Genomic DNA, 25196 nt, shown 5'->3' on the forward strand with positions numbered 1-25196 from the left:
TGGAAAAAAGAAAATGCTCATCTTGCTGATTGTCGTCTTCATCATCGCCTACGCCGCCATCGCGCTGGAACATCCGATCGGCGTCAACAAGTCCGCCTCGGCCCTGGTCGGCGCCGGCCTGCTGTGGACCATCTACGCACTGGGCGTCGATGAACCGCGCCTGGTCGGGGAAAAGCTCGACGAGACGGTGGCCGCCACCGCCCAAATCGTCTTTTTCCTGATGGGCGCGATGGCCATCGTCGAAGTGGTCGACTCCCACCACGGCTTCGAGCTCATTACCTCGCGCATCAAGACCACCAGCCTGACGTCGCTGCTGTGGCTGGTCGGCCTGGTGACCTTCTTCCTCAGCGCCGTCCTCGACAACTTGACCACCACCATCGTCATGATTTCCCTGTCGAAGAAGCTGCTCGACCAGGCCGAAGACCGGCTCTACTTCGCCGGCATGATCGTGCTGGCGGCCAACGCGGGCGGCGCCTGGTCGCCGATCGGCGACGTCACCACCACCATGCTGTGGATCGGCGGCCAGCTGTCGAGCACCGGCATCGTCCAGGCCGTGTTGATGCCGTCGCTGGTGAACCTGCTCGTGCCGTTGGCGATCTCGGCTTTTGTGCTGCGCGGCCGCAGCTTCGTGGCGCCGGCGCCCAACGCCGGCCATGCGTCCGCGACGAGCGCATCGGACCAGGCGCTGATGCTGACGCTGGGTATCGGCATCCTGCTGGCCGTGCCGCTGTTCAAGACGATGACGCACCTGCCGCCCTTCATGGGCATCCTGTTCGGCCTCGGCCTGCTGTGGTTGGTGGGCGAGCTGATACACCGGAACAAGGATGTCGCCCAGAAGGAAGCCTTGTCGCTGACCAGCGCGCTGCAGCGGATCGACATGGGCGCCATCGTCTTCTTCATCGGCATCCTGCTGGCGGTGGCCACGCTGGAACATGCGCATATCCTGAAGTCGCTGGCCGAGTGGCTGGACCGCGCGGTCGGCCGCCAGGAGGTCATCGTCGTCCTGCTGGGCTTGCTGAGCGCGATCGTCGACAACGTCCCGCTGGTGGCTGCCTCGATGGGCATGTACAGCACCGCGCAGTTCCCGATGGATCACCAGTTGTGGGATTTCATCGCCTATTGCGCCGGCACCGGCGGGTCGATGCTGATTATCGGCTCGGCGGCCGGCGTCGCCGCGATGAGCCTGGAAAAGATCCAGTTCATCTGGTACCTGCGCAAGATCAGCGGACTTGCCCTGATCGGCTATCTGGCCGGCGCTGCCACCTATCTGGCGCAGTACAGCATACTGCATTGAACGTCCGCCACACACTCAGCAATACGCCCAGCTGGACCAATTGCAGCTGCTGGTCGCGCTGTTGAGCGCGCTGTCCAGCGCGCGCTCGCTTGGGCAAGCCTCAGGCTGCGGCGTGCCCGTTGTTGCGGTTGTGGCGGAACAGCGCGGCCAGTGTCTCGGCGTCGAAATCAGCCTTGTAAGGCTGGGCGTCCTTCAATGCTTCGGCGCGCACGGCGGCGGGACGGGCATTGATGGCGTCGAACCAGCGTTTCACGTGCGGCAGTCTCTCCCAGATCTGCTCGCCCAAGACGAAGGGCGCCACACGTGCCCAGCCCCACACGGCCATGTCGACGATGGTGTATTGCTCGCCGAGCATGTAGGGGCGTTGCGCCAGCCGGGCTTCGATGATGTCCCAATGGCGCCAGGCTTCAAACGTGTAACGGTTGAGGGCATACTCGCTCGGCTGCGGCGCGAAGTACTTGAAGTGTCCCAGCTGCCCGCACATGGGCGCAAGGCCGGTTGCCAGGAACATCAGCCAGCTGTACATGTCGGCACGCTCGGCTGGCGTGTCGCCGGGCAGGAAACGCCCGGTCTTCTCGGCCAGATACAGCAGGATCGCATTGCTGTCGAAGACGGTGGCCGCGCCGTCGACCAGCGCCGGCGTCTTGGCATTGGGATTGATCGCCAGATAGGCAGGCAAATGTTGTTCGCCGCGGTGGGTGTCGACCAAAATGAGCTCGTAAGGCAAACCGCTCTCCTCGAGAAACAGGGCAATCTTGGCGGGATTCGGCGAGGGGTGGTAGTAGAATTTGAGCATGACAGTCCATATGGGTTTAAGGAGCGCCCACGATAAATTATTCCCCTCATCCCAGTAAGATAGAAATTTCGACTAACATTCATTCCAATTTCGAATGAGTGGAGAGGTCATGGATCGTCTTACTGCGATGCATATGTTTGTCCGGGTGAGCGAAACCGGCTCTTTTTCGGCCGTCGCGCGCGAGCGAGGCACCACCCAGAGTGCGATCAGCAAGCAGGTGGCGGCGCTGGAGCAACACCTCGGCGCGCGTTTGCTCGTGCGCTCGACGCGCGCGCTGGCCTTGACGGAGGAAGGGCAGCGCTATTTTGAGCAGGCGCGCCGCCTGGTGGCCGAGGTGGCCGAGGCCGAGCAGCAAGTGCGCGACAGCGCCCAGCAACTGCAAGGTTGCCTGCGCGTCGCGGCGCCGCTCGGCTTTGGCCTGCGCGTGATGATGCCGCTGGTCAAACGATTCTTGGAACAACATCCGAACTTGCAGATCGACCTGCAATTGCACGACCATTACATCGACCTGGTCGACCAGGGCATCGACCTGGCGGTGCGTATCGGCCAACTGGCCGACAGTACCCTGGTGGCGCGTTGCATCGGTTACAGCAAAGGTACGCTGATGGCCAGCGCGGCCTATCTGGACACGCATGGCACGCCGGCTTCGCCGGAGGAACTGCCGGCGCATCGCTGCATCGTCTACACCGAGCTCAGCACCCGCAATGTGTGGCATTTCACCCATGCCGACGGACGCACCTTAGGTGTGGCGGTCCACGGCGCGCTTCAGAGCAACAGTTCCGAGGCCGTACGCGCCGCCCTGCTCGACGGCATGGGCATCGCCTATGCGCCCAGCTGGATGGCGAGCGCCGAACTCGACAACGGGCAGGTGCGGTCGTTGTTGCCGCAGTGGTCGATCGCCCCTTTGCCCATCAACCTCGTCTGGCCGGGCCACCGCCAGCGCGCCGCCAAGGTGGTCGCCTTTGCCGACATGCTGTCCCATTGCCTCGGTGAACGCACGAAATAGCGACGCTTGTATGGCTGTTTGCCGCAAGACTGAATTGTGCTGCGGGATGGTATTTCCCGATTTAAAAGTTTGCTATTGTCTAGTTGAGCAGTGCCGCTGCCCCTTTCTGGAATCCCTTATGCAAAAATTGAAATCGAGCATGTTGCTGCTCCCATGCGCGCGCGCCACCCTGGCGGCGAGCCTTTGGCTGAGTGCCTCACTGGCAGTACCACCGGCACTGGCCGCGGAAACGCCCCCGCCGCAAACGCATATATTGCCATCCATGTTCCACAAAGGCTTTGTCTACCTCAAGGTCTCGGTCAACCAGCTGCCGGAGGCCTGGATGATCCTCGACAGCGGCACCACCGAGTCGATCGTCGACCAGGCCTACGCCAGGCAGATCGGACTGACGCTCACGCCGAGCCTGGTCCCACAAGCGACCTTCGGCACCACCCAGCCGCAAAACTACAATACCGACACAGTGCGCCTGCGCGTCGGACAGGAAGCGGAAGGGGTGGTGGCGTTTGAGTCGATCGCCTTGGGCATGACGGGTCCGGACGGCGCGCCGGCCGCAGGCATGCTGGGTCGCACCTACCTGGAAGGCAAGGCCATCGTCATCGACTATCCGCACTCGCTGGTCTACCTGGAAACGCTGCCGCAGCCGGCAGATCCGCGCGACGTGCCCATGTCGCTCAAGACAGGAATACCCGTCATTGCGCTCAACATCGGTGGCAAGACGGTGCCTGCCCTGATCGACACCGGCGGCACCTATGACATGATCATTACACCGGCCACGGCAAAGGAGCTCGGCATCGAAAAGCTGATGGCCGAAGCAAAGCCGGCGCAGACCATGGGCCATGGCGGCGCACAAGCAATAGTCGTTGGCAAGGCGCCGGAGTTTACGGTCGGCGCGCTGACGGTGCGGGATCAACGCGCCGCCTACACCGACTTCGGCACCGCCACCGACAGCGTTGGCGCCGGCGTTTCGCTCGGCATCGGTTTCCTGAAGAAGTACAAGATCACGCTGAACTACGTCGCCCAGACGGTGCGCTTCGAACGCTGAGCCGTCCGGCGTGGAGGTCCGCCGGGCCGCCGGATGCAAAAGCGGGCAAGGCATGGCACGGGGTATTGTTCTAAATGGCGGAATATTAAATTGCAGATAAGAGCCATTCTTCTTTTCAACGCCGTGTAATACGATGACTTCCGTCGTAGCACTGCATGTGTGCGCCCCCTGACACAACTACCTGACTGGAGAAATTATGAACCGCATTAGCATCCCAACCGTAGACCAAGCCCCGGCCGCGTCGCACCCCCTGCTCGCCGCTGTCAACAAGCAGCTCGGCGTCGTACCCAATTTGATGAAATTGGTCGGCAACAGTCCGGCCGCGCTGGAAGGCTATCTGTCGCTCAGCGGTGCCCTGTCCAACGGCAGCCTCGGTGGTCCGCTGCGCGAGCGCATCGCGCTGGCGGTGGCCGAATTCAACGACTGCGAATACTGCCTGGCGGCCCATACCTATCTGGGCAAGAACCTGGCAAAGCTGAGCGATGAAGAAATCAATGCGGCGCGCAACGCGGACTCGAGCGACGCCCGCGCCAAGGCGGCCTTGCATTTCGCCCGCCGCGTTGCGGCCGAACAGGGACGTGTCACCGATGCCGACCTCGCAGCCCTGAAGGCGGCTGGCTACGGCGACGCTGCAACCGTGGAGATTGTGGCCGAGGTGGCGTTGAACATCCTGACCAACTACATCAACAATGTCGCCCGCACCACGCTGGACTTCCCCGCGGCCGGTCCGAAGCGCGTCGCCTGAACCATCATCAACCCTTGCGCCCGGCAATGCCGGGCGTTTTTCTGGCTACTACGCCACGCCCCGCTCGCCCTGGCGACACAATCATCAAACCCTGAACCCAACCATTACAATGACGCCCCTCTTCTCGATTAGTCTAGCGACCGCTCTATGGACTGCGGTTGCCGTACCCGCGCTGGCCCATGGTGGTGCTGAAATTGCCGTGCCCGCCAATTTGCAATCGTCGGCGACTCACGGCCAAGCCCTGGAACTGCACGCCCGTGGCGTGCAGATTTACGTTTGCACGGAAAGCCCGGCCACGCCCGGAAAATTCGAATGGACTTTCAGCGCGCCAGAGGCGGCTTTGTTTGACGCCAGTGGTACCTTGGTAGGCAAACATTTTTCCGGTCCAACCTGGCAATCGCTTGATGGCAGCACTGTGGTCGCCGCCGTCACGGCGCGCCACGACGCTCCCGCCGCCAGCGACATTCCGTGGTTGCTGCTCGAAGCCAGGAAGCATTCGGGCGGCGGGGTTTTCGGATCGGTCAGCGCGATTCAGCGCGTCGCCACGCAAGCTGGCAAGGCCCCTGCCGAAGGCTGCGACCGTGAACATCCGGGCAGCATGGCGCGGGTGCCCTACCAGGCCATCTATCGAATATATTCGACGATGTAGCCAACGCAGCGGCGTCTCCCCGTTCGCAGGGCGCGCGCCCTACACCAGCACACCAACCGACCGGAGAAACAAACATGGGACACGCCTACTACGACATCGCCTTCACCGACAGCGTCAAGTCCATGCAGGAGAAGCGAGGCAGCCGGCGCCTGTATGCCGGCGCCGGCCAGGAAAATCTCGGCGATGTGCGCCTCGGTACGCGCGAAACAGAATTCATCGCCCAGGCCGACCATTTTTTCCAGTCCACCATCGGCGAGACCGGCTGGCCCTACGTCCAGCATCGTGGCGGCCCGCCGGGCTTCCTGAAGGTGATCGACCGCTACACCATCGGGTTCGCCGACCTCGGCGGGAACCGCCAGTACATCAGCCTGGGAAACTTGTCCGGGGATGGGCGGATAGCGCTGATCATCATGGACTGGAGCGCCAGGCGGCGGCTGAAGATCATGGGCCGCGTGACACTGGTCGACGCGGCCAGCGATCGCGGCTTGGTCGCCAGTCTGGCGATGCCGGGCTACGGCGTGCCGGAACGCGCCTACGTGATCAAGATCGCCGGCTACGACTGGAACTGTCCGCAACATATCACCGAGCGCATCACCCGCGCAAGCGTGGAGCCGGAATTGCGCGCGCTGCGCGATCAGGTGGCGCAACTGCGGTGCGCCGCGCAACAAGCCAGCGGCGGCCCGCAAATCATCGCTGGCGATGGTCCGCTGCATCTCGTCGTGCGCGCAGTCAGACAGGCGACGCCGCAGATCCGCGTCCACGAATTGACCAGCATCGACGGCCTGCCCCTGCCCGACGACCTGTCGGCCGGCGCCCACCTCGAGATCGCCTTGAGCGAGGAGAACGGCGCTCGCGTGCCGGCGCATTACGCGATCACCGCCTTGGTCGGCCGCAACGAGGCATTTGAAATCAGCTTGCGCAGCAGCGAACCCGCCGAGGCGACCGCACGCCAACGCCAAGCCGCGTGGGGCTTGGGAACGGTGGTGCGCGGCGCCCGCGTGCGCCACGACCTGGCCGGCGGCGGCCCCTGACGGAAAGCGCGGCAAGCGCTACATCGCCGTGGGCCAGCACCACCATCGGTGAACGCGCTTGGACAGCCATGGCCGATGACCTTACATAAATAATTGAATGCCGAGAATCCTGCACGCGATACTTTTGTGATCAGAGGTTGGGACAGTCGAGGCCACAAGAAAACCTTCTCGCTCCAAGAACCGGCATGAGCCCACCTGCAGCAGCCTACGACAGTCCCTACACGCCGGACTTCATGAAGCGTCTGCTCTATACCTACGCGTTCCGCAGTCTGGGCAGCGAGGCCTCGGCCATGGATGCCGTGCAGTCCACGCTGGAAGCATTGGTCACGGGTGAGCGGCGATTCCGCGGTGACAGTGCCTACTCGACGTTTATTTTCGCGATCCTGCGCAACAAGATCTCCGACGAATTGCGCGCCCGCATGCGCTACGACGACGACTCCGAAACCGCGCAACTGGAGTCCGACGAACTGGCGCGCGGCCAGTCCGCCTCGGACGAGCTCACTGAACCGGAACAACAGGCGCACACGTCCAGACTGATGGACGCGCTCAGCACCGGCTTGGGCAAGATGTCGTGTCAAGGGCGGCAGGTGTTCCTATTGACGGAGCTTTGCGGCTACGGCGGCGCGGAAATCGGCGCGCAGCTTGGGCTGACGACAAGTCATGTCTGGGTGCTGTTGCACCGGGCACGAAAGTTTGCGCGGGCGGCCTTGGACGACCTCGTTCAGTCCGCTGAAAAAATGGAAGCCATCGCGGCCGCCCAGCGTGCTGGGGAGGCAGCGCCATAAAAAAGCCACCCAAGATTGCCGCGCCTGTTAAGGTTTAACCTTCGGCAAGTCCCGTCGCCCTACTTTGCATAACTCCGGAGCACGCATGGATCGTCTATATCTGATGGAAGTATTTGTCGCCGTGACCGAAGAGAGCAGCTTCGCCGGCGCCGCGCGCCGCCTGGGCACCTCCCCGCCTGCCGTGACCAGGGCGGTGGCGGCGCTCGAAGCACACCTGGGCGTGAAACTGCTCGACCGCACCACGCGCTACGTGCGCGTCACAGAGGCGGTACAACGCTACTTCGACGACGCGCGCCGCATCATCGCCGAGGCGGATGCGGCCGACGAAAGCGTCGCCGGAGCGAATGGCATGCCGCGAGGCATGCTGGCGGTCACCGCCCCTGTCCTGTTTGGAAAAATGTTCGTCTTACCCGGCATAACCGACTATCTGCGCCAGTACCCGGACATGGAGGTGACGGCGACCTTTCTCGATCGCGTGGTCAATCTGCTCGAAGAGGGATTCGACGTCGGCGTCCGGATCGGCGAACTACCCGACTCGGGCATGCGTGCGCTGCGCGTCGGCGAGGTCTATCCGGTCATTTGCGCGGCACCGCAGTATCTGGCGGCGCACGGCACCCCGGGGTCGCCCGATGCGCTCCATGAACACACAGTCGTTTCAGCGATCGCGGTGACGCCTTTGGTGGAGTGGAAGTTCACCGACCAGGAACGGCGCCTGACGATACGCGTGCGTCCACGCCTGACGATCAGTTCCAACGATTGCGCCATCGACGCGGCGCGTTCGGGCTTTGGCCTGACGCGGGTGATGTCCTATCAGGCGGCGCCCTACCTCGCCAGCGGCGAACTGGTCGAAGTCCTGCCGGCGTTTCGTCCCGCCACGCTGCCAGTGCACGTGCTTCACCGTGAAGGCCGCTATGCATCGGCGAAAATCCGGAGCTTCGTGGATCTGATCGCCGCGCGCTTGCGCAAAGAGATCGCGTCCGCCGCCATGAAATGGGAGGGAACGGGGGGGCAGGACAATGTCCGGCAATAGCCGGGCGCGATCACAGCACGACGGCATTGCAACGCCTGCGGCCTCGTTCGAGTCGGCGGCGCCCGCTTAAAACCGCCATCGAACCGACGCGGCCAGGCTGCGCTCGATCTGCCGCCGCCCCTCCCCCAGCAAGGCGCGCGCGTCTCGCAAGCTGTCGATGGCCAACAGCTCGGCCACCACCGCCACCGCGTCCGACACGTTGAGGCTGTAGGCCAGCGCCAGCGCGCGGCCGCGCTCCGCATTGGGGTCCTCCGGCAAAAGGTCGTGCTCAACTGTGCGTAAGCGGTCATAGCGCAACGCCAACGTGCCCGGCCCAAGCTGCCGGCTAACGAGCGCATACCACGCCTGGAAATCGAGCGCGGCCGCATTCGGCCCCATCGTGATATCGCCGCGCATCAGCTGCGCCCGCGCTTCCCAGCCGTGGCCCGGCCGCAGCACCATGCTGGGATGATCGAACCGCGTGCGCCATCCATACTGGCCGTGCCTGACTTTCAACGGATCGGCGCGGTTGTCATAGCGCAGCCATGCGAGCTCGGCCACCTCGCCGTAGCGGTAGTTCGCCCCGACGTAGTAGCCGGCGCGGCCATCGATCGCCCGGAGCGGATGAATGACACGATCCTGCCTCGGCATCGGGCCGTCAGCACGGTACACCGGCAAATCGGGCAGGCGCACGGCTTCATCGCGTCCGGCGATCCAGTCCCCTACTGACCAGCCGCGCCAGGCCAACAAAGTACCGGCCGGATCGTTGCCTTGAAAAATGGCGAAGGTCATGCCGTAGTCGTGCGGCGAGCGCTCATAGCGTCCGCTATGGGATAGTTGCGCTTCGATCCCGCCGGTGCGCAATTCTTCGCCGATTCAGCTATTGATCGTGGAGCTGGAGATGGTGCGTGTCGGCGTCCACGCCATGTCGCCGTAATCGATTTCGACACTGCTGGGCGCGAAAAAGAACCCCGCCTTGGCGCGCCATTTCCAGGCGCTGGTCGGCACAGGACGCCATTCGATCCATGCTTCGCGGACATCCACCACGCCGGCGTGGCGAGCGCGGACAACTCGGCGGGCAGGTCCATCTCCCCCCCCCGCACGACCGCCTGGCCGACACTCAGGCCCGGCCCGCTAGCGTCGTAGCGCGACTTAGCCGAGCCGGCCCGGGTCCAACTGCCTGCGGTGTCCGCCGACACCGCCTGCAGATCGACCAGGCCGTGCCATTCATCGGCGTCCGCGACGCCACACCACGCAAACAGGGCCATGCAGCCGGCTGAGCCAGGCGACGTCGCCCTCAACAGCGTAGCTCCATCGCCGGCCTGCTGACTAGCCAGGAGGCGCATCGATACCTGCCGGAAACCTTGAAATCGCACCAAGGGATAGCCCAGGCCGGGAAGCCAAGGCCCCGCCAGCACCTGTTGTCGACAGCGAAATAGTCAATTGTGCCGTACGCGCATTCCCCCGGCGCGCCGCCGCATTTATATTGACGTCTTTCCCCCAACCACAGGAGCACCACATGAACATTCTGAAATCCTTGCTGAGCGCGGCCGCGCTTGTACTGGCCTGCGCCGGCATGACTGCGGCCAACGCCGAGACACCACACGACAACGTGGTCGGCGCAGCCGGCTATGACCTGACCTCCTACTTCACCCAGGAGAAGCCACAGCGCGGCAACGGCCACCATGTGGCCGTGGTGGCCGGCGTGACCTATCTGTTTGCCAGCGACGACAACAAGAAGATGTTCGAAGCCGCCCCTTCCAAGTTCCTGCCCCAGTACGGCGGCTACTGCGCGTTCGGCGCCTCGATCGGCAAGAAATTCGTGGCAGATCCGGATGTGTACGACATCGTTGACGGCAAGCTGTACCTGAATCTGGACAGCAAGATCCGCGGCCTGTGGTCGGCCGACATCCCCGGCCGCATCAAGACGGCCGATGCGAACTGGAAGACCATCGCCGGCAAGCAGCCTGCCGACCTGTAAGACTATCCCTGTGCGGAGCGCCTGCAGTCGCGCCCCGCCCAGGGGCCAAGAGGAGTAACGACGATGAAACTGAACGCCCCGGCGCTGTGCGCCTGCCTGTCCCTGCTGCTGTCGCCGGTCCGAGCCGTGGGCGTCGACCCGGCCGATGATTTCGCGCGCCTGCCCCTGTCGCAGGCGATCCGCACCCAGGTCGGGGCCGGCACCCGTGCCGTGGTGGTGTTTGAAGACGCCTATTGTCCGTACTGCCGGGCGCTGCACCAGACGCTGCGCCAGTCCGACGACGTGGTGGTCTTCACCTTTCTGCTGGATGTGCTGGATCCCGACTCGCGGGCCAAGGCAGACCGGATCTGGTGCTCGCCCGACCGCGCCCGCGCGCTGGCCCGCTGGTTCGGCGCGCATGAAGTGCCCGCCACAGTAGCGGGCTGCAGCGCGCCGGTAGCGTCCTTGCGCGCCCTGGCCGATCGCTTGCATGTGCAGGCGACGCCTACGCTCTTGTTCGCCGATGGCAGCATGCACGCGGGAGCGATTTCGGCGGCGGCATTGGAACAGCGCCTGAGGGCGGCCCAGGTCGAGCACCGCCCGCAATCGATCGCCCCCGTCGGCGCGAACGATCGGTGATTTGGCAGCCACGGCCAGCCGGGACAGCGGTGCTTCAAGGCACCCATCATCAGCATTTTCGATCTCCCCGGCTCGACGGCAAAGGCCGCGCTGCTGGCGGCACTGGGACGGGCCGCCTCACCTTGTCGTCGCGCACGCGCCGCCCCAGCTGCTCGGCGTCGAGCCGGGCGCGGGTGATGCGCTGCAGACAATAGGTGCAGCGGACCGGCGGGTAGCGCGATGGCGGATTCTGTTGCTGCGGCTGTTGCTGTGGCCCACTGCGCACCGGCGAGCGCCGCAGCGCGTCGGTCTGGGTCCGGATGCAGACGTGGCTGCGTCCAGCCGGGCTCGCCCTACTTGAGCTGCAGCTCATTCGCACCGACCTTATAAAGAAGGCTTTAATAGGATAGGCCGAATTAAAGGAATCTTTCAGTGCGGAGGTTTAGACGCGAAAAGCGTAGATGATTGGTGGTTGAGAATAGGACCGAACAATCTACAGGATACCGCGCGTACTGCCGAAGAATACGAACGGGAAAATTCTCCGTACTTCTCCGTACTATTCGCACCGGCAAGAAAAAAGGCCTGCATCAATTCGATGCAAGCCTTTGATTTTCTTGATAAATTCTGGTGGGAAGTGCAAGTTTCGAACTTGCGACCCCTGCAGTGTGAATGCAGTGCTCTACCCCTGAGCTAACCTCCCGAAGCGGGGCGAATTATCGCATACAACCTGCCCGCAGGGGAAGGCCAAAGGCGAAAATTCTATCGATTTCTTATCCGGCGGCCGGTGGCGTGATCGTCGCGGTCCAGATGCACTGGCCTTTGACGGCCTTGTCCAGCCCCGCCAGCGTGGCCGCATGCGCCGCCAGCTCGTCGTCCGAGGCCGGCAGGAAGATGATGTCGGCCAGCGGCACCGGCTCCAGCAACTCGGCGCCGGCCATCACTTCCTCTTCCGCATCCATGCCCAGGCTGTTCTGCCCGCGCGTCATCGACAGGTAGACGTCGGCCAGCAATTCCGCATCGAGCAGCGCGCCGTGCAGCTTGCGGTGCGAGTTCGACACGCCATAGCGGTCGCACAGCGCATCGAGCGAGTTGCGCTTGCCCGGATGGAGTTCCTTGGCCTGCACCAGCGTGTCGATCACGCCGCCGATGTGGCTGGAAAAATCCGGCAGGTTCAACAGCTTGAACTCGTGATTCAGGAAACCCAGATCGAACGGCGCATTGTGAATGATGACCTCTGCGCCCTGGATGTAGGCGCGCAGATCTTCGACGATCTGATGGAATTTCGGCTTATCGCTCAGGAACTCCGTGGTCAGACCGTGGACGTTCAGCGCGCCCTCTTCCGACTCGCGTTCCGGGTTGATGTAGACGTGGAAGTTATTCCCCGTCAGCATGCGGTTATACAGCTCGACGCAACCGATCTCGATGACGCGGTTGCCCAGCTTGGGATTGATACCGGTGGTTTCGGTATCGAGTACGATTTGGCGCATAGTGTTCTGTGGTGGCTACAACTGGACTGGGGAGTATAACAGGCCGCCGCCGCTCAACGGCCGCGTGCCAGTTCGACACCGCGATTGGCCAGCATGTCGGCCCGCTCGTTGCCCGGATGGCCGTTGTGGCCGCGCACCCAGCGCCATTCGACGGTGTGCATGGCTTGCGCGGCGTCCAGCGCGCGCCACAGGTCCTCGTTCTTGACCGGCTCCCTGGCGGCCGTCTTCCAGCCGCGCGCCTTCCAGCCGTGTATCCATTCGCTGATGCCTTTTTGCACATACTGGCTGTCGGTGTGCAGCGTGACCATGCACGGGCGCTTGAGCGCGTTGAGCGCTTCGATCACCGCCTGCAACTCCATGCGATTGTTGGTGGTGTCGCGGGTGCCGCCGCAAATTTCCTTTTCGGCGCCTTCGGCCACCAGGAACGCGCCCCAGCCGCCGAGGCCGGGATTACCCTTGCATGCGCCGTCCGTAAAAATCTCTACCTTATCCATCCTGCTGTTCCCGCCTTTTATTTGTTGCCGGGACGACCGCGGGGGCCGACGCCGTTTTTTTGGTCCAAGCCGGACCGATCAAATGCATGCCCTTCACGCGCTTGATCGCCTGCACGATATAGACGCCGCCCAGGTAGGGCCACCAGCGCGGCCCGGCATTATCCATGAATGCGTAGCGATGCAGCCACTTTTCTGTGCGACAGGCCGGCGCGTAGCAGCCGAAGTGACTCTGGCTGGCGCCCATATTCAATAATTTTAACCAGTCTTTCATGCGCGGCATAGAGATCAGCTCCTCCGTGCGCGGCAGGAAGGAGGTGCCGCCGACGCGCCGCAACACGTGGCGCGCGCCCCACAGGCTGGCCGGATTGAAACCACAGATGATGACCTGCCCTTCCGGTATCAGCACCCGCTCGACTTCGCGCAGCACCTGGTGCGGATCGGTGGAAAACTCCAGCACATGCGGCAGCACCACCAGATCAATGGACTGCGAAGCGAACGGCAGCTCGGTACAATCGAGCGTCACCGACACCGGACGCTGCGCGGGATCGCTGACGGCGCGCACCTTGCGGTCGACCAGCAGCTTGTACGGCATGCGGTTGGCGGCCAGCGCATCGATTTGAGGCATGCCGATCTGCACCGCGTTGTATCCGAAGATATCAGCTGTTAAATTATCGAGACAGGTTTGTTCCCACTCACGCAAGTACACACCGGCGGGCGTTTGCAGCCAGCCTTCCAGCGCTATAATGGATTTCTCAGATCCTGCCTTGTCCATGCCTAGCCTTTTTGCGATCCAATGACCAATTCATCTACTCAAGCACTCAGTGTTCTGACGGTTCCCGCTTTCCACGACAACTACTTGTGGCTGATCCATGATGGCGTCCACGCCGTCGCAGTCGACCCCGGCGACGCCAAGCCCATCCGGGCGGCGCTCGCAGAAAACGGGCTCAAGCTCACCGCCATTCTACTCACCCATCACCATGCTGACCATATTGGCGGCGTCCCTGAATTATTACAGCATTATCAGGTTCCCGTTTATGGTCCGCGCAACGAGACCATCGCCGCGGTCACATTGCCGGTCGGCGAAGGCAAGGTATTCGACGTGCCCGGCCTGCCACTGCGGCTGTCGGTGCTCGACGTGCCCGGCCACACCATGGGCCACATTGCCTACGTGCGCGAAGCGTCCGCCGACGCGCCGACCTGGCTGTTCTGCGGCGACACGCTGTTTGCCGGCGGCTGCGGCCGCCTGTTCGAAGGTACGCCGGCGCAGATGATCAGCTCCCTGGGCAAACTGGCCGCACTGCCAGATGATACCAAGGTCTACTGTGCCCACGAATATACGCTATCCAACCTGCGCTTCGCGCGCGTGGTGGAGCCGGACAATGTGGCCCTGCAGGAAAGGGTGAAGGTGGAGACCGACAAGCGCGAGCACAATCTGCCGACGGTGCCGAGCACGATAGGTGTGGAAAAGGCGACCAATCCCTTCCTGCGCTACCGCGAAGCGGCCATCGCCGAACAATTGGTACGCGCCGGAAAGCTGGACCGCATCGATACACCGCTGGCCACCTTCACCGCGCTGCGCCTGTGGAAAAATGACTTCTGATTGAAAACGGCCCTTGCGGGCCGTTTTTTCTTAGATCTCTTCGTACAGCGGCAGCGTCAGGAACTCCGCGAACTCGGACGAGGTCGACATCTCTTCGAAGATGTGACCGGCGCGCACGTAGGTCGGGCCGTCGCCGCCCGGCGCATCGCGCTGCACCTTGACCAGTTCTTCCTTGATCATCGCGCGCACCATGTCGGCGGTCACCTTGCGGCCGTCTTCCAGCACGCCCTTGTCCGAACGGATCCACTGCCACACTTGCGAACGGCTGATTTCCGCCGTGGCCGCATCTTCCATCAGGTTGTGGATAGGCACGCAACCGTTGCCGGCCAGCCAGCTGCCCAGGTAGTGGATGCCGACGTTGATGTTGTAGCGCAGGCCCGCCTCGGTGATCGGCGCTTCCGGCTTGAAGTCCAGCAACTGCGCGGCGCTCACGTCGATGTCCGGACGTTGCTTGTCGATCTGGTTGGGCTTGTCGCCCAGCACTTTGGTGAACTCGGTCATCGCCAGCTCCACCAGGCCCGGGTGGGCAACCCAGCCGCCGTCGTAGCCGTCGGTGGCGTCGCGCGCCTTGTCGTTGCGCACGCCGCCCATGGCGACTTCGTTCTTCTCCGGATCGTTCTTGATCGGAATCAGCGCGGCCATGCCGCCGATCGCCGGCGCGTTGCGCTTGTGGCAGGTCTTCAACAGCAGCAAGGCGTAGGCGCGCATGAACGGCGCGGTCATCGTCACCTTGGCGCGGTCGGCCAGGCAGAAATCCTTGTCCAGCTTGAACTTCTTGATGCACGAGAAGATGTAGTCCCAACGGCCGGCGTTCAGGCCCGAGCTGTGTTCGCGCAGCTCGTACAGGATTTCGTCCATCTCGAAGGCGGCCAGGATGGTCTCGATCAGCACGGTGGCTTTGATCGTGCCCTGCGGCAGGCCCAGTTCGTTTTGCGTCATCACGAAGATGTCGTTCCACAGGCGCGCTTCCAGGTGCGATTCCATCTTCGGCAGGTAGAAGTAAGGGCCGGCGCCGCGCGCCAGCTGCTCTTTGGCGTTGTGGAACATGAACAGCGCGAAGTCGAAGATGCCGCCGGAGATGCGCTTGCCGTCAACCAGCACGTGCTTCTCGTCCAGGTGCCAGCCGCGCGGGCGTACCACCAGGGTGGCGATCTTGTCGTTGAGCTTGTAGGACTTGCCGTTCTGCTCCAGCGAAATGGTGCGGCGCACCGCGTCGAACATATTGATCTGGCCGGTGATCTGGTTGTCCCAGTTCGGGGTGTTCGAATCTTCGAAGTCGGTCATGTAGCTGTCGGCGCCCGAGTTGAAGGCGTTGATGACCATCTTGCGCTCGACCGGGCCGGTGATTTCCACGCGGCGGCATTCCAGCGCCTTCGGAATCGGGGCGATCTTCCAGTCGCCGGCGCGGATGTGCGCGGTCTCGGCCAGGAAGTCGGGACGCTCGCCGGCGTCCAGGCGCTTGGCGCGCTCGACGCGCACGGCCAGCAATTGTTGACGGCGAGCTTCGAACTCGCGGGTCAGCTTGACCACCAGCGACAGTGCCTCGGTGGTCAGGATGTTTTCGTAGCCAGGCTTGATCTCGCCCGTGATTTCCATGCCTGCCGGCAGATTGATGGTGGACTGCGTCATGAGGTCTCTCCGAAAGAAAATATTAACTACAAGATCAAATTATAAGCACTGGCCTTCTTGTTGCACGCTGATTCTTTTAGTGTGCGGACTCAGTTACGCCTTGATATGTTTTACAGTATATTCACTAATAAGTTATGCAAACGAGACTAAAAATCACATCATCTATGCGTTTTTATCACAAATGACAGGCTAGGCTTTCCATGGGTCAATTCAGACAGATTTCCACCTTCGTAGAAGTAGTCGCCAAGGGCAGCCTGTCGGCCGCCGCGCGGGCCGAGGGCATCGCGCCCGCCATGATAGGCCGCCGCCTGGACGCGCTGGAGAGCCGTCTGGGTGTCAAACTTTTGCAACGCACCACGCGCAAACTGGCGTTGACCAACGAAGGCGCGGCCTTCCTGGAGGACTGCCAGCGCATCCTGGCCGAACTGGAGGAAGCCGAAACCGCCGTCGCCGAACGTAGCGCGCACGCCACGGGCCACCTGATGATCTCGGCGCCGGCCGGTTTCGGCCGCCAGCACGTGGCGCCGCTGATTCCCTCCTTCCTGTCCGAGCACCGCGACGTCAGCGTCACGCTCAACATGAGCGACCGCGTGGTCGACATCGTCGGCGAAGGCATCGACGTCGCGATCCGCATCGCCAGCCTGTCCGATTCCAACCTGGTCAGCGTCAAGCTGGCCGACAACGAACGGGTGGTGGTGGCCGCGCCCTCCTACCTCAAACGCCATGGCGAACCGAAGACGCTGGCCGACCTGGCCAAGCACAACTGCCTGGCGATCAGCAGCGAAGGCAGCCAGCGCGGCTGGACCTTCCGCGACAACGGCAAGAACGTGGTGATGAAGGTCGGCGGCAACATGGGCAGCAACGACGGCCAGGTGCTGCACGACTGGGCGCTGGCCGGCAAAGGCCTGGCGTGGCGCTCGATGTGGGAAGTGGGAAATGAGATTGAAGCGGGCAAGCTGCAGACGGTGCTGAACCAGCACGCCGCGCCGGGCAACGACATTTACGCGGTGTTCGCGCAGCGCCGACACCTGCCGCTGCGGATACGGGCCTTCGTGGACTTCCTGCGGCACACCTATGCGCAGCCGGACTACTGGCGCAAGTCCTGGAAATAATATCGTTTTGACAGCCCACACGAAAATGCGGGCGAAAAAAAATCCTCGGATACCGAGGATTTCTTTATTTCGTTAGATTCAGCGTATTAGATTGGCTGAATGTTCGAAGCTTGCTTGCCCTTAGGACCAGCGGTCACTTCAAAAGAAACGCGTTGGTTCTCTTGCAGCGACTTGAAGCCTGCGGACTGAATCGCCGAGAAGTGAGCGAACAGATCTTCGCCGCCTTCGTCAGGGGTGATAAAGCCGAAGCCCTTCGAATCATTGAACCATTTTACGATACCAGTTGCCATTACAATTCCTATTTCAGTTAAGTTGGGCTTGCGCCCGTGATATCGTTTGAGGCAAGAAAGAAATGACAGACTAACTGCACTACTCTTGAATCTAAACGATCCCGCATTATACCCATTTACGAGAGAAAAGCACGTCTTCGTGAAAATAAATGCAAAGCCATTCTATTTTTGGTAGAAAACTGCCCAAAAGGATAACTTTCCAACGCTCAACACTCGTAAATCCGGGCGTATGTAACACTGTAGACAACTTAATAGTACGCGACTTGAGGTGGATCAAGCGCACGCTTATGCGTAAGTTGTTGCTTGCGCGTCACGGGAAGCCCAAATCAGCAGCTTTTCCACTTCCGGTATCACCGCTGGCCAGCCTGTGTGGTCGGTCAATACGCCGCGCACCATGTGCTCGATGCGCCGCGCTTGCTGCCCAAACATGACAAAACCAAAGGTCCCGGCCGATCCGGCCACGCCGTGCAGTAATTCGTGGAGTTGATACAGATGCGCATCCGGCGGCAAATCGGCCCCGGATGCCTTGCAGACGGCGAGCGCCTGGGTGATCCGCTCCAGCGTACCCGGCACGGTCGCGGCGAATTTTTCGCTCAACGCCGCCAGGCGGGCACGAAAGGCTGGATCGTCAGGCATCGTCATGATGATTACTTGGTGCCGAAGATGCGGTCGCCGGCGTCGCCCAAGCCTGGGACGATGTAAGCGTGGTCATTCAGGTGGGAATCCAGCGAGGCGCAGTAGATCTTCACGCCAGGATGCGCTTTCTGGAACACCGTGATGCCTTCAGGCGCCGCCACCAGGGCCAGGAAGATGATCTGCTCGTCGGTCACGCCGCGCTTTTTCAGTACGTCGACCGCGTGCACCGCCGAATTACCGGTCGCCACCATCGGGTCGCACAGGATGAAGGTGCGTTCAACCGTATCCGGCAGGCGCACCAGGTATTCCACCGGCTGGTGGGTTTCCGGGTCGCGGAACACGCCGATGTGGCCCACGCGCGCCGACGGCACCAGGTCCAGCAGGCCGTCGCTCATGCCGATGCCGGCGCGTAGGATGGGAACAATGGCCAGCTTGCGGCCGGCGATGACCGGTGCGTCGATGGTCATCAGAGGGGTTTCGATGGTGCGGGTGGTCAGCGGCAGGTCGCGCGTGATCTCGTAACCCATGAGCAGCGTGATTTCCTTGAGCAGGTCGCGGAAGGTACGGGTCGACGTATCCTTGGCGCGCATGTGGCTCAGTTTATGTTGGATCAGCGGGTGGTCGGTGATGAACAGATTAGGAAAACGCGGATCTTGTTTCATTGTTTGCTCTTTTTAGTCGGTATGTGCCGCTTATTATACTAGGCCTCAGGTCCCAGAAACATGGCGACCGCCTCCTCCGCGATCTGGTCCAGGTTCGATCCCTGGCCCGGCTTGTACCACAACACGCTGTAGTTAATGGCGCCCATCAGCAGCAGGCGGGCGACCGCGCTGTCGCTGCGCAGCAGGCCGGCGGCCGAAAGTTCGTTCACCACATCCTGCCACAGCTGATCGTAGCGGTCGCGCAGCACCTGCACCCGCTCGCGCAGCTCCGGCGTCAGGCGGCGCCAGTCGTACAGCAGCACCGGAATGAAGTCGTGGCCTTCGCCCAGCACAATCTCCAGGTGAGCGCGCACCAGCGCCTGGAACTTGGCGCGTGGCGGCAGTTCGCCGGCGGCGATCTGCTCGGCGGCCGGCAGACCCGCCACCAGGCCCTCCTCCATCACGGCGGCGAGGATCTCCTGCTTGCTCTTGAAGTGATAGAACGGGCTGCCCGAGCGCATGCCGACCGCATCGGCGATGTCGCGCGTGGTGGTGCCGTCGAAACCGCGCTCGCGGAACAGGCGCGCGGCCACGCGCACCAGATCGGCGCGGCGGTTGTCGACAGGAGCTGTATTCGTCATAACTGTTTATCCAATTTATTCAACAAGGGCCCGCGCCAGGATCGCGGCGCAATCCACGCCCGCCGGCAAGCGCCCGAACGCGCCACCCGGCTCGCGCGCCAGCCGCGATGCGACAAACGCCGACGACACATACGCCGGCGCATGCCGCAACAACAGGCCGGCCTGCACCGCCAGCACCACGCGCTCGGCCAGCACGCGGGCGCCGAATTCGTCGGACTGCGGCTGATCCAGATCGGCCAGCAAGGCTTGCGTGTGGCGGAGGTAGTCGACATCGGACTCGCCGGCCAACGCCAGCTCCGCCGCCAACGCCGCGCGCGCGGCAGGAGTTTTGCCGAAGGCGCGCAGCAAGTCAAGGCACATGACGTTGCCGGAGCCTTCCCAGATCGAATTGACGGGCAGTTCGCGGTACAGGCGCGCTAGCGGGCCGTCCTCCACGTAGCCGCTGCCGCCGATGACCTCCATCGCCTCCGCGCCGAAGGCGGGGCCGCGTTTGCAGATCCAGTACTTGCCGGCCGGCGTCAGGATGCGCGCCAGCAGCGCCTGCGCCGGATCGTCGCCCTGGTCGAAGCAGCGCGCCAGGCGCATGCCGAAGGCCGTCGCCGCTTCCGATTCCAGCGCCAGGTCGGCCAGCACGTTCTGCATCAGCGGCTGCTCGGACAGCGGACGGCCGAACGCCGAGCGTCCGCGCGCGTGATGCAGCGCATGCGTCAGCGCCGCGCGCATGGTGCCTGCGCTACCCAGTACGCAATCGAGGCGGGTGTGGCTGCCCATTTCCAAAATCGTCGGAATGCCGCGCCCCGGCTTGCCGATCAACCAGCCATAGGCGCCGGTGAACTCCACTTCCGAGGAAGCATTGGATCGGTTGCCCAGCTTGTCCTTCAGGCGCTGCACGCGGATCTGGTTGCGGCTACCGTCCGGCAGGTAGCGCGGCAGGAAGAAGCACGACAAGCCCGCCTTGCCCGCGTCATCGGTCTGCGCCAGGATCAGGTGCGCATCGCTTTGCGGCGCCGAGAAGAACCATTTGTGGCCGACGATGCGGTACACATCCTCGCCCTCGTCGCCGAACATTGCGCGCGCTTCGGACGGCAGCAGCGGCTCGGCGCGGGTTGTATTGGAGCGCACGTCGGAGCCGCCCTGCTTCTCCGTCATGCCCATGCCGATGATGGCGCCGCGCTTTTGTTCCACCGGCAGCGAGCGCGGATCGTATTCAGTCGACAGGATTTTAGGCAGCCACTTGGCGGCGATCTTCGGCGCCTGCTTCAGCGCCGGCACGGAGGCATACGTCATCGTCACCGGGCATTGCGAGCCGTTCTCCAATTGGCCGAACAGCATGTAGCGCGCCGCCCGCGCGACTTGCGCGCCAGGGCCGCCCAGCCACGGCGACGCATGTGCGCCGTTCTCGATCAACAGCGTCATCAAACTGTGCCAGGCCGGATGGAACTCCACCTCGTCCACGCGCTGGCCGCCGCGGTCGAAGTTATGCAGCTTGGGCGAGTGCAGATTGGCCAGCCGCGCCAGGTCGAGCACCTCGGCCCGGCCCAGTTGCGCGCCCAGCGCGTGCAGCGACTCGGCGGCGGCAGCGCCGCCCTCGCGCAGCAAGGCCTCCTGCAAGGCCGGATCGGCCGCATACAGGTTGACGTTTTCAAACGGCGCAACCGTATTGCGCACCTCATGCGTATCGAATGGATTCATTTCTTCTCCTTCTTGGGCAAGATGCCCATCTGCTTGGCGATGATGCCCAACATGACTTCATCGGCGCCGCCGGCGATGGACGTCAGGCGGCCGTCGCGGAACATGCGCGCCACGCGGTTCTCCCAGCTGTAGCCCATGCCGCCCCAGAACTGCATGCACGCATCGGGCACGATGCGCAGCAGGCGCCCCGCCTTCAGCTTGCACATCGACGCCAGCTCCGTCACATCCTGGCCGCTAATATATAGCTGCCCGGCGCGATAGGTCAGCGCGCGCAGGCTCTCGACTTCCGTTTTCAACTCCGCCAGCTTGAAATAGACATGCTGATTATCCAGCAGCCGGCCGCCGAACATTGCCCGCTCGCCTGCCCACTCCACCGTCAGGGCTATGCAGTTGGCCAGCGTCTGCACCGCGTTGGCGGCGGCCCACAGGCGCTCCTCCTGGAACTGCAACATCTGGTAGACAAAGCCCTGTCCCTCCTCACCGATGGCATGGCGCTGCGGCACGCGCACCTGGTCGAAGTAAATCAGGCCGGTGTCGGAAGCGTTCATGCCGATCTTGCGGATCTTCTTGCCGACCGAGACGCCCGGCGTGTCCATCGGCACCATCACCAGCGTCTTGTTCTTGTGCGCCGGGCCGTCGGAGGTGTTGACCAGCACGCACATCCAGTCGGCCTGCAGGCTGTTGGTGATCCACATCTTGCTGCCATTGATGATGTAGTCGCCGCCATCCTTGCGCGCGTGGGTCTTGATGGCCGCCACGTCGGACCCCGCATGCGCCTCCGACACGCCGACGCAGCCCACCATCTCGCCGCTGATGGCCGGCGCCAAAAATTCACGGCACAAAGCGTCCGAGCCGAAACGCGCCAGCGCCGGCGTGCACATATCGGTCTGCACGCCGATCGCCATCGGAATCGCGCCGCAGTCGACGTGGCCCAGCGTTTCGGCCATCGCCATCGAATACGAATAATCGAGGCCCAGGCCGCCGTACTCGACCGGCTTCGTCAGGCCCAGCAAACCGAGCTCGCCCATTTTCCGGAACAGCGCGTGGGCCGGAAATATGCCGGCTTCCTCCCACTCATCGACATGCGGATTGATTTCGCTCTCGATGAAGCGCTTCAGTGTGCGTTGTAATTGCTGATGTTCGTGGCTGTCAAACATGGTCTGTCCCCTTATTATCAGGTCAGACTAGCGCAAATACCAGCACGAAGCAAGCAGTTGCTTTGTTGTCGTTTGCACTCTATGATGATCGTCCAGATAAGGAGATTCCATGACCGAAGCCTATGTGTACGAGGCCATCCGCACCCCGCGCGGCAAGGGCAAGAAAGATGGCAGTTTGCACAGCGTGAAGCCGATCACGCTGTTGTCCGGCCTGATGCGGGAACTGCAATCGCGCCACAAACTCGACACCGCGCTGATCGACGATGTCGTGCTCGGCTGCGTCACGCCGGTCGGCGACCAGGGCGCCGACATCGCCAAGATCGCCGCGCTGGCGGCCGGCTGGGACTGGAAAGTGGCGGGCGTGCAACTGAACCGCTTCTGCGCCTCCGGCCTGGAAGCGGTCAACCTGGCGGCGCAGAAAGTGCGCTCCGGCTGGGAAGACCTGGTGGTGGCCGGCGGCGTCGAGTCGATGTCGCGCGTGGCCATGGGCTCGGACGGCGGCGCCTGGGCGCTCGACCCGGAAACCAGCCTCAACACCGATTTCCTGCCGCAAGGCATAGGCGCCGACCTGATCGCCATGCTGGACGGCTACACCCGCGAGCAGGTCGACGCCTACGCCATGCGCTCGCAGCAAAAGGCCGCCGCCGCGCGCGCCGCCGGCCGCTTCCGCTCGGTGGTGCCGGTGCGCGACCAGAACGGCGTGCTGATCCTGGCCGAAGACGAATTCATCAAACCCAACACCACCATCGAAACCCTGAGCGGCCTGAAGCCCTCGTTCGAGGCGGCCGGCAGGATGGGCTTCGACAGCGTGGCCCTGCGCAAATATCCGCAGCTGGCGCGGGTCGACCACATCCACACGGCCGGCAACTCGTCCGGCATCGTCGACGGCGCCGCGCTGGCGCTGATCGGCAGCAAGGCCGCCGGCAACCGGCTTGGCCTGAAGCCGCGCGCGCGCGTGCTGGCCACCGCCGTCACCGGCACCGATCCGACCATCATGCTGACCGGCCCGGCGCCGGCCGCCCGCAAGGCGCTGTTGAAAGCCGGCCTGGAGATCGGCGACATCGACCTGTTCGAAGTGAACGAAGCCTTCGCCTCGGTGGTCATGCGCTTCATGTCCGAGCTCGGCGTGCCGGAGGAGAAGGTCAACGTCAACGGCGGCGCCATCGCGCTCGGCCACCCGCTGGGCGCCACCGGCTGCATGCTGCTCGGCACCCTGCTGGACGAACTGGAAGCCCGCGAACTCAAGCGCGGCCTGATTACCCTGTGTGTCGGCGGCGGCATGGGCATCGCCACCATCATCGAACGCGTCTGAACGGAACGACCATGATCATGATCACCACACATCAAAACGGCGGCGCCATCACCGTCATGCTGGCCGCGCGCGCCATCAATCCACTGAGCCGCCTGTTCCAGCGCGAACTGGCGGCGCTGATCGACAAGCTGGAAGCCAAGCGCGGCGAGCTGCACGGCGTCATCGTCGGCTTCCACGCCGACGCCGGCGATTCCGACCACGAAGTCGAACACCTGATGTCGCTGACAACGGCCCAGGCCGGCGATTGCATGCAGATGCTGGGCGCCTACAACGCCCTGCTGCGGCGCCTGGAATGCCTGGGCATTCCGGTGATCGCCACACTGGGCGGCGCCGTCAGCGGCCATGCCCTGGGCTTGGCGCTGGCCTGCCATCACCGCATCAGCCTGGTCGACGCCACCTTCAGCCTGCCGCAAGTGCATCTGGGCGTGGCGCCGGTGGCGGGCGAAATCGCCCGCAGCGTGCGCCTCGCCGGCTTGCAGGCCGCCATGCCGCTGCTGCTGGAAGGCGCGACCTTGACGGCCGACCAGGCGCTGCGCGCCGGCCTGCTGCACGCCGTGGCCGACAACGAAGAGGAAGTGGCCGAACTGGTGCACGGCACCATGGCGGCCGACGCGCCGGCCGTGCAGCCGTGGGACGTCAAGGGTTTTCGCCTGCCCGGCGGCGCGCTGACCTCCGCGCCGGTGCAGACCCTGCTGCAAGTGGCCCCCGCCTTGCTGCGCGAGCGCACCGGCGGCCACGCACCGGCGCCGGAAGCCATCCTGTGCGCCATGGTCGAGGGCCTGCAGGTCGACTTCGACAGCGCCCTATTGATCGAAAGCCGCTATTTCTGCCAGACGGCGATCAGCCCCGTCGCCCGCAACCTGATACGCCTGAGCCAGATCCGCGCCGACCTGTCATCCAGGGCGGCACTGGACTTGGCCGCCGCCCTGCGCCAGCGCTACGCCGGCGAGGTGCAAGCCTTGCGCGCCCAGGCGGTGCCGGAAGCGCTGCTGCGCAACGCCGTCCGCGCCGCCGGCCTGCCGCCACCACCCGACACGGACGCCCTCCCGGCCCAAGCCGATGACGCGGCAGTGGCGCCTGACCTGGCCGACATCCGCGACCGCCTGTTGTATGCGCTCTCCACCACGGCGCAGGACCAGGTCGGAAGTGGCGCCCTCGGCAACGACGAAGCCGACCTGGTTTCCGTGCGCCTGTTCGGATTCCCGGCCCACACTGGCGGCGCGGTTCACTTTGTCCAGCATGTCGGCCAGCCGCACTATGCCAACCGTGCAGCCGAGCTCGGCACGCGCCACACCAGGCCGGCCGGCAACGGCGCCTGACTCCCCCCGCACGGCTGCCCGAAACAGCCGTGCATCTTCATCTAGCTGTACTATTTTTTAGCCCAACTCAATAGAAAACTGTAAAAGTAGCCCGGATGTTGTCATTTTTCATGTAATTCCACTCTCATCAGTGATACATTGCGTTCTGGTTTTGCAAGATTCGCGCAGCCACGTTACATGTATAAAATGAAAGATTAGATCCTCGCGATGTTTTCCAGTATCCCAGCCCCATCCCCGCGTCATGAATTGGA

General features: G+C 63.4%; 26 protein-coding genes and 1 tRNA gene. 14 read left to right on the plus strand and 13 right to left on the minus strand.

The annotated features are described in order from the left end of the window. The first annotated feature begins 13 nt into the window (after positions 1 to 13). Positions 14 to 1294 (plus strand): sodium:proton antiporter NhaD, encoded by a 1281-nt coding sequence (gene nhaD, locus KVP70_RS22805; protein WP_217944606.1) that lies wholly within the window; start codon positions 14 to 16, stop codon positions 1292 to 1294. A gap of 100 nt (positions 1295 to 1394) precedes the next feature. Here the strand turns inward: nhaD and KVP70_RS22810 are convergent, their stop codons facing one another. Further along, entirely contained in the window at positions 1395 to 2090 is a 696-nt protein-coding gene (locus tag KVP70_RS22810; RefSeq protein WP_217944607.1) for a glutathione S-transferase family protein, read from the minus strand. Positions 2091 to 2199: 109 nt separating this feature from the next. Between KVP70_RS22810 and KVP70_RS22815 the strand changes: the two genes are divergently transcribed. The 7 genes from KVP70_RS22815 to KVP70_RS22845 all read left to right on the plus strand — a co-directional run bounded on the left by KVP70_RS22815 (position 2200) and on the right by KVP70_RS22845 (position 8378). Next, positions 2200 to 3096: a LysR family transcriptional regulator gene (locus KVP70_RS22815; RefSeq protein ID WP_217944609.1), complete on the plus strand. Its 897-nt coding sequence runs from the start codon at positions 2200 to 2202 to the stop codon at positions 3094 to 3096. Positions 3097 to 3358: 262 nt separating this feature from the next. Then, positions 3359 to 4138 carry a retropepsin-like aspartic protease gene (locus KVP70_RS22820; protein WP_217944611.1) on the plus strand — a complete coding sequence of 260 codons (780 nt, stop codon included), beginning with the start codon at positions 3359 to 3361 and terminating at the stop codon, positions 4136 to 4138. A gap of 196 nt (positions 4139 to 4334) precedes the next feature. Further along, complete coding sequence (locus tag KVP70_RS22825; RefSeq protein WP_217944613.1) at positions 4335 to 4883, plus strand: carboxymuconolactone decarboxylase family protein; 549 nt, start codon at positions 4335 to 4337, stop codon at positions 4881 to 4883. 199 nt (positions 4884 to 5082) lie between these two features. Next, positions 5083 to 5532 carry a DUF3455 domain-containing protein gene (locus KVP70_RS22830; protein WP_217944615.1) on the plus strand — a complete coding sequence of 150 codons (450 nt, stop codon included), beginning with the start codon at positions 5083 to 5085 and terminating at the stop codon, positions 5530 to 5532. Between the two features lie 74 nt (positions 5533 to 5606). Beyond that, a complete protein-coding gene (locus KVP70_RS22835) occupies positions 5607 to 6563 on the plus strand; it encodes a pyridoxamine 5'-phosphate oxidase family protein (RefSeq protein WP_217944616.1) in 957 nt (318 codons plus the stop codon). A 185-nt stretch (positions 6564 to 6748) separates the two neighbouring features. After that, positions 6749 to 7348 carry an RNA polymerase sigma factor gene (locus KVP70_RS22840; RefSeq protein ID WP_217944618.1) on the plus strand — a complete coding sequence of 200 codons (600 nt, stop codon included), beginning with the start codon at positions 6749 to 6751 and terminating at the stop codon, positions 7346 to 7348. A gap of 85 nt (positions 7349 to 7433) precedes the next feature. Next, entirely contained in the window at positions 7434 to 8378 is a 945-nt protein-coding gene (locus KVP70_RS22845) for a LysR family transcriptional regulator (RefSeq protein ID WP_217944619.1), read from the plus strand. Positions 8379 to 8444: 66 nt separating this feature from the next. Here KVP70_RS22845 and KVP70_RS22850 read toward each other — a convergent pair whose 3' ends face one another. Further along, on the minus strand, positions 8445 to 9149 hold the full coding sequence (locus KVP70_RS22850) for a hypothetical protein (RefSeq protein WP_217944620.1): 705 nt from the start codon (positions 9147 to 9149) through the stop codon (positions 8445 to 8447). Between the two features lie 727 nt (positions 9150 to 9876). Here KVP70_RS22850 and KVP70_RS22855 point away from each other — a divergent pair. Beyond that, positions 9877 to 10338: a YHS domain-containing (seleno)protein gene (locus KVP70_RS22855; protein WP_217944622.1), complete on the plus strand. Its 462-nt coding sequence runs from the start codon at positions 9877 to 9879 to the stop codon at positions 10336 to 10338. 63 nt (positions 10339 to 10401) lie between these two features. After that, on the plus strand, positions 10402 to 10956 hold the full coding sequence (locus tag KVP70_RS22860; protein ID WP_217944624.1) for a DsbC family protein: 555 nt from the start codon (positions 10402 to 10404) through the stop codon (positions 10954 to 10956). Between the two features lie 604 nt (positions 10957 to 11560). Here KVP70_RS22860 and KVP70_RS22865 read toward each other — a convergent pair. From KVP70_RS22865 to KVP70_RS22880, 4 genes are all read right to left on the minus strand, one after another. Beyond that, positions 11561 to 11635, minus strand: a tRNA-Val gene (locus KVP70_RS22865). A 70-nt stretch (positions 11636 to 11705) separates the two neighbouring features. Beyond that, positions 11706 to 12422 (minus strand): DNA polymerase III subunit epsilon, encoded by a 717-nt coding sequence (dnaQ, locus tag KVP70_RS22870; protein WP_217944626.1) that lies wholly within the window; start codon positions 12420 to 12422, stop codon positions 11706 to 11708. Positions 12423 to 12475: 53 nt separating this feature from the next. After that, positions 12476 to 12916, minus strand: coding sequence for a ribonuclease HI (gene rnhA / locus KVP70_RS22875; RefSeq protein ID WP_217944627.1), 441 nt, complete (start codon positions 12914 to 12916; stop codon positions 12476 to 12478). Beyond that, positions 12909 to 13688, minus strand: a complete 780-nt coding sequence (locus tag KVP70_RS22880; protein ID WP_217944629.1) for a class I SAM-dependent methyltransferase — start codon at positions 13686 to 13688, stop codon at positions 12909 to 12911. The genes rnhA and KVP70_RS22880 overlap by 8 nt, the downstream gene beginning before the upstream one ends. A 21-nt stretch (positions 13689 to 13709) precedes the next feature. Here KVP70_RS22880 and gloB point away from each other — a divergent pair, with 21 nt between their 5' ends. Continuing rightward, positions 13710 to 14516: a hydroxyacylglutathione hydrolase gene (gene gloB, locus KVP70_RS22885; RefSeq protein WP_217944631.1), complete on the plus strand. Its 807-nt coding sequence runs from the start codon at positions 13710 to 13712 to the stop codon at positions 14514 to 14516. Positions 14517 to 14546: 30 nt separating this feature from the next. On the opposite strand, the gene aceB is transcribed toward gloB, so the two are convergent. Next, positions 14547 to 16145 carry a malate synthase A gene (gene aceB / locus KVP70_RS22890; RefSeq protein ID WP_217944633.1) on the minus strand — a complete coding sequence of 533 codons (1599 nt, stop codon included), beginning with the start codon at positions 16143 to 16145 and terminating at the stop codon, positions 14547 to 14549. 200 nt (positions 16146 to 16345) lie between these two features. Between aceB and KVP70_RS22895 the strand changes: the two genes are divergently transcribed. Then, positions 16346 to 17257 (plus strand): LysR family transcriptional regulator, encoded by a 912-nt coding sequence (locus tag KVP70_RS22895; protein ID WP_217944635.1) that lies wholly within the window; start codon positions 16346 to 16348, stop codon positions 17255 to 17257. An 86-nt stretch (positions 17258 to 17343) separates the two neighbouring features. On the opposite strand, the gene KVP70_RS22900 is transcribed toward KVP70_RS22895, so the two are convergent. The 6 genes from KVP70_RS22900 to KVP70_RS22925 all read right to left on the minus strand — a co-directional run bounded on the left by KVP70_RS22900 (position 17344) and on the right by KVP70_RS22925 (position 22314). Continuing rightward, positions 17344 to 17547 carry a cold-shock protein gene (locus tag KVP70_RS22900; protein ID WP_020703630.1) on the minus strand — a complete coding sequence of 68 codons (204 nt, stop codon included), beginning with the start codon at positions 17545 to 17547 and terminating at the stop codon, positions 17344 to 17346. A gap of 285 nt (positions 17548 to 17832) precedes the next feature. Then, positions 17833 to 18189: an Hpt domain-containing protein gene (locus KVP70_RS22905; protein ID WP_217944636.1), complete on the minus strand. Its 357-nt coding sequence runs from the start codon at positions 18187 to 18189 to the stop codon at positions 17833 to 17835. Positions 18190 to 18194: 5 nt separating this feature from the next. Beyond that, the gene (gene upp / locus KVP70_RS22910) at positions 18195 to 18845 is read right to left on the minus strand and encodes a uracil phosphoribosyltransferase (RefSeq protein WP_217944637.1); all 651 of its coding nucleotides are present in this window, start codon (positions 18843 to 18845) and stop codon (positions 18195 to 18197) included. Positions 18846 to 18883: 38 nt separating this feature from the next. Beyond that, positions 18884 to 19465, minus strand: a complete 582-nt coding sequence (locus tag KVP70_RS22915; protein ID WP_116990832.1) for a TetR/AcrR family transcriptional regulator — start codon at positions 19463 to 19465, stop codon at positions 18884 to 18886. 15 nt (positions 19466 to 19480) lie between these two features. Beyond that, complete coding sequence (locus tag KVP70_RS22920) at positions 19481 to 21157, minus strand: isovaleryl-CoA dehydrogenase (RefSeq protein ID WP_217944638.1); 1677 nt, start codon at positions 21155 to 21157, stop codon at positions 19481 to 19483. Then, positions 21154 to 22314, minus strand: a complete 1161-nt coding sequence (locus tag KVP70_RS22925; protein WP_217944640.1) for an acyl-CoA dehydrogenase family protein — start codon at positions 22312 to 22314, stop codon at positions 21154 to 21156. Before KVP70_RS22925 ends, KVP70_RS22920 begins: the two co-directional genes overlap by 4 nt. Positions 22315 to 22423: 109 nt before the next feature. Between KVP70_RS22925 and KVP70_RS22930 the strand changes: the two genes are divergently transcribed. Together KVP70_RS22930 and KVP70_RS22935 are read left to right on the plus strand one after the other, a co-directional pair. Then, positions 22424 to 23626 carry an acetyl-CoA C-acetyltransferase gene (locus tag KVP70_RS22930; RefSeq protein ID WP_217944642.1) on the plus strand — a complete coding sequence of 401 codons (1203 nt, stop codon included), beginning with the start codon at positions 22424 to 22426 and terminating at the stop codon, positions 23624 to 23626. Positions 23627 to 23637: 11 nt separating this feature from the next. Further along, positions 23638 to 24945, plus strand: coding sequence for an enoyl-CoA hydratase-related protein (locus tag KVP70_RS22935; RefSeq protein WP_229225036.1), 1308 nt, complete (start codon positions 23638 to 23640; stop codon positions 24943 to 24945). Positions 24946 to 25196: the final 251 nt, after the last annotated feature.

This window comes from Duganella violaceipulchra (genome assembly GCF_019166075.1).
GTDB lineage: Bacteria > Pseudomonadota > Gammaproteobacteria > Burkholderiales > Burkholderiaceae_D > Rugamonas > Rugamonas violaceipulchra.